This is a genomic window from Tessaracoccus massiliensis (assembly GCF_000826065.2).
Taxonomy (GTDB): Bacteria; Actinomycetota; Actinomycetes; order Propionibacteriales; family Propionibacteriaceae; genus Arachnia; species Arachnia massiliensis_A.
Window position 1 is genome coordinate 182,917 of sequence record NZ_LN623543.1, and the last position, 13,126, is coordinate 196,042.

The 13,126-nt window shown below is 69.7% G+C and carries 13 protein-coding genes; 1 reads left to right on the plus strand and 12 read right to left on the minus strand.

Features of this window, described 5'->3' with window-relative positions; genetic code table 11:
• Positions 1-92 precede the first annotated feature (92 nt).
• Positions 93-1,922 (plus strand): translation elongation factor 4, encoded by a 1,830-nt coding sequence (gene lepA, locus BN1186_RS11345; RefSeq protein WP_040284194.1) that lies wholly within the window; start codon positions 93-95, stop codon positions 1,920-1,922.
• Here the strand turns inward: lepA and hrpB are convergent, their stop codons facing one another.
• The 12 genes from hrpB to BN1186_RS11405 are packed head-to-tail and all read right to left on the minus strand — an operon-like array spanning position 1,923 to position 13,116.
• Positions 1,923-4,406, minus strand: a complete 2,484-nt coding sequence (gene hrpB, locus BN1186_RS11350; protein WP_040284195.1) for an ATP-dependent helicase HrpB — start codon at positions 4,404-4,406, stop codon at positions 1,923-1,925.
• Positions 4,407-4,452: 46 nt separating this feature from the next.
• A complete protein-coding gene (locus BN1186_RS11355) occupies positions 4,453-5,433 on the minus strand; it encodes a malate dehydrogenase (RefSeq protein ID WP_040284196.1) in 981 nt (326 codons plus the stop codon).
• A complete protein-coding gene (locus tag BN1186_RS11360; protein WP_040284197.1) occupies positions 5,430-6,818 on the minus strand; it encodes an aldehyde dehydrogenase family protein in 1,389 nt (462 codons plus the stop codon). Before BN1186_RS11360 ends, BN1186_RS11355 begins: the two co-directional genes overlap by 4 nt.
• Positions 6,815-7,816 carry a cob(I)yrinic acid a,c-diamide adenosyltransferase gene (locus BN1186_RS11365; protein WP_040284198.1) on the minus strand — a complete coding sequence of 334 codons (1,002 nt, stop codon included), beginning with the start codon at positions 7,814-7,816 and terminating at the stop codon, positions 6,815-6,817. The genes BN1186_RS11360 and BN1186_RS11365 overlap by 4 nt, the downstream gene beginning before the upstream one ends.
• A 4-nt stretch (positions 7,817-7,820) precedes the next feature.
• The gene (locus BN1186_RS11370) at positions 7,821-8,087 is read right to left on the minus strand and encodes a EutN/CcmL family microcompartment protein (RefSeq protein ID WP_040284199.1); all 267 of its coding nucleotides are present in this window, start codon (positions 8,085-8,087) and stop codon (positions 7,821-7,823) included.
• Position 8,088: 1 nt separating this feature from the next.
• A complete protein-coding gene (locus BN1186_RS11375; RefSeq protein ID WP_040284200.1) occupies positions 8,089-8,823 on the minus strand; it encodes a flavoprotein in 735 nt (244 codons plus the stop codon).
• Positions 8,820-9,638: an ethanolamine utilization protein EutJ gene (gene eutJ, locus BN1186_RS11380; RefSeq protein ID WP_040284803.1), complete on the minus strand. Its 819-nt coding sequence runs from the start codon at positions 9,636-9,638 to the stop codon at positions 8,820-8,822. The genes BN1186_RS11375 and eutJ overlap by 4 nt, the downstream gene beginning before the upstream one ends.
• Before the next feature lie 10 nt (positions 9,639-9,648).
• Entirely contained in the window at positions 9,649-10,284 is a 636-nt protein-coding gene (gene pduL / locus BN1186_RS11385; RefSeq protein ID WP_040284201.1) for a phosphate propanoyltransferase, read from the minus strand.
• 4 nt (positions 10,285-10,288) lie between these two features.
• A complete protein-coding gene (locus tag BN1186_RS11390; RefSeq protein WP_040284202.1) occupies positions 10,289-10,564 on the minus strand; it encodes a BMC domain-containing protein in 276 nt (91 codons plus the stop codon).
• Positions 10,558-10,938, minus strand: a complete 381-nt coding sequence (locus BN1186_RS11395) for a BMC domain-containing protein (RefSeq protein ID WP_052460095.1) — start codon at positions 10,936-10,938, stop codon at positions 10,558-10,560. Before BN1186_RS11395 ends, BN1186_RS11390 begins: the two co-directional genes overlap by 7 nt.
• Positions 10,926-11,297: a glycerol dehydratase reactivase beta/small subunit family protein gene (locus BN1186_RS11400; RefSeq protein ID WP_052460096.1), complete on the minus strand. Its 372-nt coding sequence runs from the start codon at positions 11,295-11,297 to the stop codon at positions 10,926-10,928. The genes BN1186_RS11395 and BN1186_RS11400 overlap by 13 nt, the downstream gene beginning before the upstream one ends.
• Entirely contained in the window at positions 11,290-13,116 is a 1,827-nt protein-coding gene (locus BN1186_RS11405; RefSeq protein WP_040284203.1) for a diol dehydratase reactivase subunit alpha, read from the minus strand. The genes BN1186_RS11400 and BN1186_RS11405 overlap by 8 nt, the downstream gene beginning before the upstream one ends.
• Positions 13,117-13,126 lie beyond the last annotated feature (10 nt).

The following is a 13,126-nucleotide window of genomic DNA, read 5'->3' on the forward strand; positions in this document are numbered from 1 at the left end:
GCCGCCAAATCGGGGGCTGTGGGTAGCATTGTCCTTCGAGCCAGGCTCCATGAGAAGATGGCCTGTCCCTGTCCATTAACGAGGATTAGTTGATGCCCGCACCCCGTCCAGGCAAGACCGACCCGGCAATCATCCGGAACTTCTGCATCATCGCGCACATTGACCACGGCAAGTCAACGCTGGCCGACCGCATGCTGCAGCTCACCAAGGTGGTCGACGACCGGCAGATGCGCGCGCAGTACCTCGACAGGATGGACATCGAGCGCGAGCGCGGCATCACCATCAAGTCGCAGGCCGTGCGCATGCCGTGGACCAGGGACGAGAAGATCCACGTCCTCAACATGATCGACACGCCGGGGCACGTCGACTTCACCTATGAGGTCTCCCGCTCGCTGGCCGCCTGCGAGGGCGCCATCCTGCTGGTGGACGCCGCCCAGGGCATCGAGGCCCAGACGCTGGCGAACCTGTACCTGGCGCTCGAGGCGGACCTGCACATCATCCCCGTGCTCAACAAGATCGATCTCCCCAACGCCAACCCGGAGAAGTACGCGGCGGAGCTGGCGGGCATCATCGGCTGCGACGTCGACGACGTGCTGCGCGTCTCCGGTAAGACGGGTGAGGGCGTGGCGGACCTGCTCGACGCTGTCGTCGACCAGATCCCACCTCCCGTCGGCGACGCCACAGCCCCCGCCCGCGCGTTGATCTTCGACTCGGTCTACGACACCTACCGCGGCGTGGTTACCTACGTGCGGGTGGTCGACGGCGAACTCGGCCACCGCGAACGCATCCGCATGATGTCGACGCAGGGCACCCACGAGCTGCTCGAGGTGGGCGTCATCTCGCCGGACCCGATCAAGTCCGAGGCGATCGGTGTGGGTGAGGTGGGCTACCTCATCACCGGCGTCAAGGACGTGCGCCAGTCCCGCGTCGGTGACACCGTGACGCTCGAACACCGCCAGGCCACGCAGGATCTGGGCGGCTACCGCCACCCCAATCCCATGGTCTACGCCGGCCTGTACCCGATCGACGGTGATGAGTTCAACGAGTTGCGCGAGGCGCTCGAGAAGCTGCAGCTCAACGACGCCGCCCTCACCTACGAGCCCGAGACCTCAGGTGCGCTGGGCTTCGGTTTCCGCATCGGCTTCCTCGGCCTGCTGCACATGGAGATCGTGCGCGAGCGGCTCGAGCGTGAGTTCAACCTGTCCCTGATCTCGACCGCCCCCAACGTGGTCTACCGCGTGGTCATGGAGGACGGCTCCGAGCACACGGTGACCAACCCGTCGGAGTATCCGGTGGGCAAGATCGCCGAGGTGTACGAGCCCGTCGTGCGCGGCACCATCCTGACCCCGGCGGAGTACCTGGGTACCATCATCGAGCTGTGTCAGAACCGTCGTGGCGTCCAGCTAGGCCTGGACTACCTCAGCGAGGACCGCATCGAGCTGCGCTACCAGCTGCCGTTGGCCGAGATCGTCTTCGATTTCTTCGACGCGCTGAAGTCGCGCACCAAGGGCTACGCCTCGCTCGACTACGAACCAGATGGCGAGCAGGTGGCTGATCTGGTCAAGGTCGACATCCTGTTGCACGGCGACCCCGTCGACGCGTTCTCCGCGATCGTGCACAAGGACAAGGCCTACTCCTACGGGCTCGCCATGGCATCCAAGCTCAAGGAGCTCATCCCCCGGCAGCAGTTCGAGGTGCCCATCCAGGCCGCCATCGGCTCGCGCGTCATCGCCCGCGAAACCATCCGCGCCATCCGCAAGGACGTCCTGGCCAAGTGCTACGGCGGCGACATCTCGCGTAAGCGCAAGCTGCTCGAGAAGCAGAAGGAAGGCAAGAAGCGGATGAAGATGGTGGGCCGCGTCGAGGTGCCGCAGGAGGCGTTCGTCGCCGCGCTGTCGACCGGCGAGACCGGCGGCAAGTAGTCAGCGACGCTTGGTGCGCGCGGTGGCCGTCGCCGTCCACGGATCCTCCGGCCACGGATGTTTCGGATACCTGCCGCGCATCTCCGCGCGCACCTGCCCGTAGGGCCCGGACCAGAACGACGCCAGGTCCGCCGTCACGGCCAGCGGGCGGCCCGCAGGCGACAGCAGATGGAAGACGATCGGCACCCTGCCTCCCGCGACGGTGGGCGAGGCTGCCAGCCCGAAGCACTCCTGCAACTTCACCGCGCACACGACCGACGCGTCGTCGTCGTGGGCCGGATAGTCCAGGCGGATGCGTGAGCCGCTGGGCACGGCGAGGCGCTCGGGGGCCAACTCGTCAAGCCGGCCGGTCTCCTGCCACGGGACGAGCCTGCGTAGCGGAGCCGTGAGGCTGATGCCGGACAAGCGGCCGGTGCGGGCGGCCTCGGCCAACTCTGGCCCCAGCCACTCGTCGAGCCTGGCGAGCAGGGCCTGATCCGAGACGTCCGGCCATGGTCCGCTGAGGTGGCGGTGCAGCAGGGCGAGCCGCCGACGCAGCAGGTCCGCGCCGGGCGACCAGCCGATGACGTCGAGGCCCTGCCGGGCGACGACCTCGCGCACGGCGTCCGGGCCGAGTTCCTTCGCGGCGACGGGGGTTGAGGCCAGCTCGATGGCGCCCAGCGCTGTGACGCGGCGGGCCCGCAGCCGCCCGGCTAACAGTTCGCCGCGCACCTCGTTGATCAGCAGCGACTGCGCACATCGGCGGGCGGTCTCCTCATCGATCACGGCTGCGGAACGGATGACGGCCCCGGTGCCCGCGGCAGCCGCACCGCCCGCGCGGGACACGTCGCCCACCGCCAGCCACTCGGAGCCCGCGAGTTCGCGTGGCGCGGCGGCACGGGTGCCCGAGGCCAGCAGGTGCGTGCCGCCCGTCTTCCTGGCCACACGCTCCGGGTAGGCGAGCGCGACGACGGCACCGAGGCCCAGGCCTCGGCCCTCAGACGGTGCGACCAACCGCTCCAGGCGGTCAGCCTCTGACCGCCATCGCCGCGACTCCGGCGCCGTGCCGCGACGCAGCCCCCGCAGCGCGACGGCGAGGTCCCCGCCGGCATCCAGCTCCACCGCGGCCACCACCTCGGCAGCGGTGCGGCTGCCCGACAGCGGTGCCCCCTCGAGCAACGCCCGCGCCCAGCGGGGTGAGGCCGGCACGCTGGTCAGCTTCCTGCCATGCGGTGTGATGCGCCCCTCGGCGTCCACCGCGCCGAGAGTGCGTAGCAGCCGCTCGTCCTCTGCCACGGCATGAGGCGGCAGCGGGCTGGGCAACCGGAGCGACTCGCCGCGAGGCGCACCCCAGGCGGCCAGCGTGAGAAGAGCCCCGGTGAGGTCGGCAGTCTGAGTTTCGGGTGTCACCTGTGGGCGTAGGCCCTCGTAGGTGCGCTGCTCGTAGCACCGCCAGACCGTGCCGGGGCCCTGTCGGGCGGCGCGGCCGGCGCGCTGATCCGCGGAGGACCTGGCGCACCGCACCGTGACCAGCCCGGTCATGCCACGGCCGGAATCGCGGCGCGGTTCGCGGGTCAGGCCGGCGTCAACCACCACGCGCACGCCGTCGACGGTCAGGGACGATTCCGCGAGGTTGGTGGCAACCACCACGCGTGGCGGCTCACCGGGGCGGCGTCCGGACACGGCACGGTCCTGCTCCCGGGCGCCCACCTGGCCGTGCAGCTCGAGCACCTCGGCGGGAAGGCGACCCCGGAGCGTCTCCACCACCGCCCGCACCTCCCACACTCCCGGCAGGAACACCAGCACGTCGCCGTCGCCAGTGCGCTCGTGGTAGGCCCGTTCGACGGTGTGGGCGACGTGGGAGAGGAACTCCCGGGAGGTGCCACGCGGGTCCATCGGCGTGGGGCCTGGGGACCAGCGCACGTCGAGGGGATGCAACACCGCCGGGACGCCCACCACCGGGGCGGGCCGGTCGCCACCCAGCAGCGTCGCCAGGCCTGCCGCATCGAGCGTGGCCGACATCGCGACCACGGCCAGGTCTTCCCGCAACTCCCTGACCTCGGACACGAGGCCCGTGAGGAGGTCCGTGTCGAGGGCCCGTTCATGCACCTCGTCGAGGATCACGCCGCCCACCCCCTCGAGCGATGGATCCCTCAGCAGCCGGCGCAGGAGCACGCCGGGCGTGACCATCTCAATCCTGGTGGCTGGTCCGACGGCGCGCTCACCACGCACGGTGAAGCCGATGAGGTCGCCGACCGAGGTGCCCGTGAGGCTGGCTAGGCGACGGGCGGCCGCCCTCGCTGCGACCCGGCGGGGCTGCGTGACCACCACCCGGCCATCCACCAGCCCGGCCACGATCGGGGGGGCGAGCGTCGTCTTACCGGTGCCCGGGGGCGCCTCCACCACGGCGACACCGTGATGTGTCACGGCAGCCCGCAGCGCATCCACGGCCGCCGCGAACGGCAGGCCGCAGCCGTCGGCGACGAGTTCAGGCAGCGAGCGCATCGCCCCATTGTGCCGGGGTCTCAGAAGCGGCGCCCACCCACGCGTTTCAGGCAAGCAGGCCCAGGCGCCCCACGACATCGCGCTCGCGCATCAGTTCGGTGACGGAGGCGTCGATCCTGGCGCGGGACAGCGCGTTGAGGTGCAGACCCTCGACGATGCGGTGCTCCCCGCCGGCCGTCGTCACAGGGAAGGAACTGACCAGGCCTGCGGGAACGCCGTAGGAGCCGTCGCTGACCACGGCCATCGAGGTCCAGTCGTCCGCGGGCGTGCCCGCATACCAGTCACGCACATGCTCGATCGTGGCGTTTGCTGCTGAGGCGGCGCTGGAGAGGCCCCGGGATGCGATCACCCGGGCGCCGCGGTTGGCGACGTGGGGGACGAAGTCGAAGGTGCCCCACAGTTCCCCCACCCAGTCGACGGCGGGGCGGCCGCAGATCCGCGCGTGGTAGATGTCTGGATACTGCGTGCCCGAATGGTTGCCCCAGATGGTGATCCTGCTCACATCCGAAACAGGACGACCCGCGCGCCGGGCGAGCGCGGAGACGGCACGGTTGTGGTCGAGCCTCGTGAGGGCCGTGAACCGCTCCTTCGGTACGCCGTCTGCGTGCCGGGCCGCGATCAGGGCGTTGGTGTTGGCCGGATTGCCGGTGACCACCACCCGCAGTTCCGGGGCGGCTGCCGCCGCCAGCGCCCGGCCCTGCTCGGCGAAGATGGCGCCGTTGGCACCCAGCAGATCCGCACGCTCCATGCCGGGCCCACGGGGGGCGGCGCCGACCAGCATCGCGACCTCGGCCCCGTCGAAGATGCGGCGCGGGTCGTCGCCCACCTCCAGGCCGGCCAGGGCCGGGAAGGCGCAGTCGGCCAGTTCCATGGCCACGCCGTCGAGCGCCTTGACCGCCTGGGGCACCTCCAGCAGCCTCAACTCCACCGGCCGGTCCCCGAACAGGTCCCCGGCGGCGATGCGGTAGACCAACGCATAGCCGATCTGCCCGGCCGCGCCCGTGACGGTGATGCGGATGGGCCTCATCGGATGTTGAGGTCTCCGACCAGGACGCAGCGGCGGCGCCTGGCGAAGTTACGTGCCGACGTCAGGCCCTCGCCGGTGGGGCCGGCGATGGTGAAGGTGCAGTGACCCTCGCCGCCGATCCCGAGGCCGGTGTAGGACGGCCCGTTCTTGACGAAGATCGTGGTCTGGATCTGTTTGCCCATCTTCGTGAGTTTCGAGACGTCCTTGCTGTGCATCACGGCCGTGTGGCGGTTGCCGTGCTCCAGTTCGCAGGCGAGGTCGATGGCAGCGTCGACGTCGCTGGCCCGCACCAGCCCGATCACCGGCATCATCAGTTCGTGTACCACGAACGGGTGATCGCGCTGCACCTCGCACACGAGCAGCCGGACGCCGGCCGGCGGTTCGACGCCGATGGCCTCGAGGATCGCCGAGGCAGGCTTGCCGACCCACTCGGTCTTCGGCCCGCGCTCGCCGAGGATGACCTTCTCCAGATCCCTGATCTGCTCCGGCTTCAGCTCGTAGGCGCCGTGCTTCAGCATGGCGAACTTCAGCAGATCGGCAATGGCGTCGACGGCGACGATCTCCTTCTCCGAGGTGCAGGGCACGTTGTTGTCGAAGCTGGCGCCGTCGACGATGCACTTGGCGGCGTGGTCGATATCGGCGGTGGCGTCCACCACCACGGGTGGGTTACCAGCGCCGGCGCCGATGGCCTTCTTGCCGGAGCTGAGCACGGTTCGCACGATGCCGGGGCCGCCGGTCGCCACCACCATGCGCACCTCCGGGTGGGAGATCATGGCGTTGGTGTTCTCGATCGACGGGTCCGAGACCGTGACCACCAGGTTGTCGGGGGCACCCACGGCACGCAATGCCCGGTTGATGACCTGGACCTGCCACACCGACAGATCGCGGGCGCGCGGGTGTGGGCTGAACACCACTGCGTTGCCCGCCGCCAGCATGCCGATGGCGTTGCAGGTGACGGTCTCGGTGGGGTTGGTCGTCGGAGTGATGGCGCCGATCACGCCATAGGGGGAGTACTCGACGGTGGTGAGGCCGTCGTCGCCGGAGAAGGCCTCGGTGACCAGGTCTTCCACGCCCGGCGTCAGCTCAGCCGCCGCCTTGTTCTTGAGGTATTTGTGGGCCACATCTCCCATGCCCGTCTGCTGGACGGCCGCCGCGGACATGTGGTCGAGGTGCTCCGGCGTGAGCATCACCTCCCGGATCGCGGCCACGTAGCGACGACGGTCGGCCATGGAACAGCCCAGGTACTGCCGCGCGGCGGTGGCCGCGGCCTCGACGGCGGAGTTCATCTCGGCGAAGACCCCGTCGTCGCCCGAAGGCGTCTCCGCGGGTAGCTCCGCGAGCACCCGGCGGATGGTCTCTTCTATGAGTGCTGTATCGAGCTTCATGATGTCTCTCCCATGCGTTGCAGTGCTTGTTGGACGATGATGCAGTCTTCTTCGACGGTGCCCCCGGACACGCCCAGCCCGCCGACGAGTTCGTCGCCGTCGAAGAGCGGCACGCCGCCTCCGAACAGGACGACGCGGCCGGCGTTGCCGTCGGCCAACCCGGGCAGCGGCCCGCCGTCGGCGGCGAGTTCGCCGAGTTCGGCGGTGGTCTTGCGGAAGGCGGCGGAGCTCCACGCCTTGTTCTGGGCGATGTCGATCGAGGCGAGGAGCGAGCCCGCCATCCGGTGGAGGAGCACGGGGTGCCCCGCAGCGTCGACCACACTCACGACGACGGGCACACCCAGGCGGGTCGCTTCGGCCTCAGCGGCTACCGCGATGCGTTTGGCGCGGTCGAGGTCCCGGTCCTCGGGTAGCCCGGCCGTCGGCCCTGCGAGCACCTGCTCGACGGCGTCCCTGACGATCCGCTCGATCCTGGCTGTGTCGGCCCATGATTCGGTGAGCCTCGCCAGGGCGTAGATGGCGTCGGAGAGCCGGTTGAGGTACATGATGACCTCTGGCCGGACCTCCTCGACCTCGCCGAGGCGGAGCACCTCGCGCTCCGCCCGGCGGGCCACTGTGCGTGCCAGGTGGAAGGCGGCGGAGCGCTCGTCGCGCCCCGGCACGACGAAGAACCGCTGCGGCCCGGTGACGGCCAGGCAGTCGTCGATGAGGCGCTCGAGGCCGGTGATGTCAGCCTGGTCGATCCGGTCGGCCATGCGGCGGGCGCCGTCGGCGTCGCTGGCCAGTTCGGCGGCCAGCACGAACAGTCGGTGCTGCAGGGCGTGCACCCGGTCGCGCCATTCGCCGTCGGGCAGCGCGGCCTTCGCCTCGCCCAGTGCGGCGTTGGCCTCGTCGACGGTGCCGTAGGCCTCCACGCGCAGGCTCTGCTTGGCGACGCGGGATCCCCCGTAGAGGCCCGTGTCGCCACCGTCGCCGGTGCGGGTGTAGACGGCAGGCATGTCTCTACCCGATCTCCACGGCATCGACGATGCCCACCACGGTCGCGTCCAGCGGGGCCTCGCGACGGTCTGCGGCGAAGCGGGCCGAGGAGCCCTTGGTGATGATCACGGTCTCGCCCGTGCCCGCGCCCACCGTGTCGATGCAGACCTCTGGATCGCCGGTCATGGCTCCGGTCTCATCGAGGCGGCGGGTGAGGAGCAGTTTGAAGCCGACGAGCCGCTCGTCCTTGCTCGTCGAGACGACCGTGCCGGTTACCTGGGCCAGATACATGTCAGTTCCTTCGTTCAAGCACGATGTTGCGGGTGGTGGCGGCCTCACGGGCCAGGTCGGTGACGATGGCGCGGGGGGCGAGCCTGAGCACTGCGCCATCGGGCACCCCCGCCAGGCTCTCCTCGGTGACGACGCGCAGTTCGGGGGTGCGGGGGGCCGGGTCGGCGGATCCCCCCGTCACGGCGCGCAGCACCGCCTCGTCCAGGTGCTCGGCCGTGGTGAGCCGCACCCCGAAGGACCTCAGCGCGGCGAGGTTGCCGCGTAGCAGCGCGGCGTAGCCCTGGGGGATGGCGGGGAACCAGGAGCGCTTGTCCGCCGAATCGGGGCACACGGCATTGGTGGCCACCACGACGGGCTTGTTGCTCATGATGAATTCGGACACGACGTTGGAGGCCAGGCAGTCAGCGACGCCGTGGGCCACCTTGGCCGCGAGGTTCGAGGTGAGGGTCGGCACGATGAGCAGATCGTGTGACGCCACCAGCGAGGCCGCTGCCGGGGTGAGCCCGGCGTCGGCGATGCGCTGCTGGTCGAGGACCCGCTCGGCACTGGGAGTCTGGATCCAGTCGAGGCCCAGCCGGCCGCGCAGCCTGGCCAACGCATCTACGGAGGCCTCTAAGCCGAGTTGCGCGCCGGAGAACAGCACCAGGCCGTGCCGGCCGGGCGGCTGCGGGGCTGACTCCGTCAGCATCCTGCGCACGATGGATTCCACCAGTTGGCGGACCTGCTGTTCGGTCATGTCGTCCTCCGCATCGCGACCCCGAGCGGGGTGGGGAAAAGGGGATGTGTCGGCCTGTGCACGGGTTGGCCGAGCACGTCGGAGAACACCGCGGGCGCGATGGGGAAGGAACTGGAGCCTCCCACGAGATGGATCTGTTCCACCTGATGGCCACGCAGCCCCTCAGCTGCGATCGTGGCCATCTTCTCCAGGGTGGGCCGGATCAGGCCGGCCACGGTGTCGCGTTGACCGGGGGAGCGCTTGAGCCGCTCGGCTCGCTCGTACGGAACACCGAGCGCCCCGGAGATGACCAGCGTCATGTGGTGGCCGCCGGTGGCCTCGTCGATGGAATGGACCAACTGCGAGTCACGGATCACGGACACGCCGGTGGTCCCGTGGCCGATGTCGATGACGGCACCGTCGGTGACACCGAGCGCCGTGGCGGCGGCGACGGGTTCGTCGACCACCTCTTCGGGCGTCAGGCCGGCTGCCTCGAGCACGTTGGTGAACACCTTAGTGGTGCCCGCGTCGATACCCGGCGGGATCGCGACAGCGGCGGAGCGGGGCAGGTCGGTGCCGAGGCGCGCGCGGATCTCATCGACGATTTCCTTGAGGCAGGTCACGGCACCGTGCCAGTCCACGATCACGCCGTCGCGCACGACGCCGGCCTGCCGCCAGGCACCGGCCACCGGGCGGTTGCCGCCATCGACCAGGGCAAGCACGATGTTGGCCGTGCCCAGATCCACCCCGAGCCGCAGCGGGGGTTTCCCGGCGTCGACCTGCCCGGTGCGCACGAGTCGTGCGAACCGGTCGATGGGTGGGCGGGTGGTCGACATCATCGGGTCCTCAGTTCCTGCAGATCTCGACGTGGTCGCCGGTGCGGGCGCCGACGGCGTTGCCCTCGTCGGTGTCGAGGTGCAGCTCGGGCAGGTAGGAGTCCTTGACGCGGATCAGGAAGTTGTCCAGACGGGCCCCGCGTTCGCCGGGGAACCTGACACTGACTCTGTCCTGGTCCCGCAGGCCCAGCGCGCCGGCGGCCTCCGGGCTCATGTGGATGTGGCGGCCGGCGACGATCACCGCGTGCTCGAGCGAAATCCGCCCGGCCGGGCCCTCGATCTCGATGGGCGCGGCGTCGTCGAGGTGACCGGACTGCGCCATCGGCGCGTCGATGCCCAGGGCGAAGCAGTCTGTGCGGCTCAACTCCACCTGGGTGCGTGGGCGGTTGGGGCCCATGACGCGGACCCGCGCCATGGCCCCCTTCGGCCCGTGCAACGTGACGGTTTCCTCGGCCGCGAACTCGCCTCGTTGGCGGACCTCCTTCTTCACCTTGGGGGCGGCATAGCCGAACAGCGCACGGAAATCCGCATCCGAGAGATGCACGTGCCTGTTGGAGATGCCCACGATGACCTGAGAGGGGTCGCTCGCCTTGAGCCTGGCTAGAACTCTGTCGGCGATCTGGGAGATGAGGGCGGCTTCGGACATCGTCTCAGGCCTTCGGCAGCAGCTTCTCGACGTCCGCGTGCGGACGGGGGATCACGTGCTGGCTGACGAGCTCGCCGACGTTGGCGGCGGCGGCCGAACCGGCATCGACGGCGGCCTTCACGGCACCGACGTCGCCGCGGACCATGACGGTCACGAAGCCCGCGCCGATCTTCTCGCTGCCGAGCAGCTGCACGTTGGCCGATTTGGTCATGGCGTCGGCGGCCTCAACGGCGCCTACGAATCCCTTGGTCTCGACGAGACCCAGTGCTTGGCTCATGATTGCTTCCTCCTGGTGGTGGTGTTGGCGGGTGTCGCCGGCGCCGGGGCTTCTTCCCCGGCGCGTTCTGGGGTGGGTTCGGGCTCAGGCTCGTGCCCGACCGTCATGGTGTTGAAGACCATCGCCTCGATCTGGTCGCTGGGCCGGGGGATGACGAGCTTGCTCACCACGCGGCTGATGCGTGCGGCGGCTTCCGCAGCGGCGGCCACGGCGGCGTGGACGGCGCCGACCTGGCCGAGCACCTTGATGGTGACGTAGCCTCCGCCCTTGGCCAGTTCGTAGCCGACGAGGCGTACGTCTGCCGTCTTGCAGGCCACGTCCGCGGCTTCGACGCCGGCCACCAGGCCGACGACCTCGACGGTTCCTAGTGCTTCCATGGCTGGTTCCTTTCTTGGCTGAATCCCCTCAGCGGGATGCGCTTGACGATCCGGGCGGCATTGGAGCCGATGATCCGGTCTAAGAGCTGGTCACGGTTGAACCACTGCGCCACATAGGGGCGTTGCTCGGGGAGTTTCTCGGTGGTGGTCACCGCATAGTCGAGAGACACGCCGATCCCGATCCCCAGGCGCGATTCGGTGGCGGCCCCCTGCGCGAGCACCAGGGGATTCAGCTCGTCGTGTCGGGTGAGCTCCACCGGCACGCCCTCCTCCTCGATGCCGAGGAGCAGGTGCCGGAGCTGGGCATCGGTGACGGCGCGGTGCACGTGCAGGCCGATGCTGGGGCGGTTCTCAACCATGGCCGCCCCGTTCCCCGGCCCAGCTCAGCGCCAGGCCGGTGGCCACGGCGTTGCGGGGGCCTTCCGTGCCGCGGATGTTGGCGCGGCCGGCCACCACCCGGTAGTCGGCGAGCGCGCGGGTGACGAGCTGGGGGATCTCGAAGTCCAGCGCGGAGCCGCCCACCAGCACCACGAAATCGATGTCTCGCACGTTCTCCGTGGGGCTGACCCGACGCAACGCCCGCAGGGCGTTGGTGACGAAGACACGTTCCTTCGCGCGGATGCGTACCTGCCGGATGGTCTCGACGGGGAGATCGAGCTCCAGCGGCACCATGCCGTCGGGTTTGAGGACCACGACCCTGGCGTAGACGCTGGGCGGCAGCGGTTCGTCGAAGAACTGGACGGTGCCGTCCTCGTGGCGGATGTTGAAGACGGTCTCCACCTTGGCCAGTGGGTAGCGCTTGATGTCCTCGGCCGTGTCGAAGAGCTCCAATCCCAGCTCGGACTGGATCATCAGCGTGACCATGTTGCCCGCGCCGGCCAGGTGGATCGACGTGATCTCGCCGTTGGCCCGCATCACCGACGCATCGGTGGAGCCGGCACCCATGTCGAGGATGGCGATCGGGGCGGCGGTGCCGGGGGTGGTGAGGGCGCCGCGGATGGCCATGTCGGCCTCCACGCCACCGACCTCCACGGGGAGGCTCAGCTCCGAGCTCATCTCGGAGGCGATCCTGCGCATCTGCAGGCTGTCGGTCTTGACCATGACGGCGATGCCCACGGCCGCCTCCATGGAGAATTCGGACGCGATGCCTCCGGCGACTGCGCGGGGCACCTGGGTGTCGACCGCGAGCAGATCGGTGATGCGGATGTCCTTGGGCCCCTGATTGGTGAGCTGCCCCATGGTGACGCGGACCTTCTCCATCATGCCGCCCACGTTCGTGCCGGGCTCGCCGGTGATGTCGGTCAGGCCCCTGACTTTCGCGGAGGCGGCCATGATCTCGTCGGCTCCCCGGTCGACGTCGACCTCTGCGCTGCCGACGGTGCCGCTGAAGGTGAGTTTCCCGGCCGGGATGCGACGTTCCTTCACGTCGCCCTGCGGGGTCTTGATCACGACGGCGGAGCGGTTGCCTACCAGGGAGCGGGCCAGCGGCACGACCTGCTTGGTGTCCTCGGCGCTGAGGCCGAACAGGGTGGCGATGCCGAAGGGGTTCGACAGGGTCTCGACGATGCGCCCCGCCTCGGCCACCTCCACCGCCGACAGCATGCCCAGCGGCACCTTGTCGATGAGGCGCACCTCGTCGACAATGGGGATTTTCTGGTCGAGCCGGTTGTGCACCAACACACCGTCGTCGGCCTGCAGGATGGCGGCTGTGATGGTGAGTCGCCTTGCCGCATCGTTGATGCGCCGCGCGATCTCATCGAAGGCGACGCCCCGGTCGGCGACGACCACCACCGGGTCGTCACCGGTCGTGCTGCCCAGGGAATCGAGCCCGACGGTGACGCCCACCCCGATGCCCAACCCGCCGGGGGTGGCCGGGTTGTGCCCGATCATGGTGGACTCGGTGATCACCGTCTCGGTGATGGTCTCCATCGCGACATCGCCGATGACGGGGGCGGCCTCGTTGATGCGGACCTGGTCCAACTCGTGGAGCTCACGGCCCGCCTCGTCGAGGGCCACCTTCAGGGCGTGGAAGACGCCCTTGAGGTTGGCGTCGGTGCCCTTGATCCCCGTGGTGGGGATGGTGGAGCTGGCCAGGAAGACCAGTTCCGCGCCGCGACTCTCCGCCAACGCGACCTCGGTCGTCGCGTTGCCGATGTCGATGCCGGCCACTACACCCATCGCAGGGATC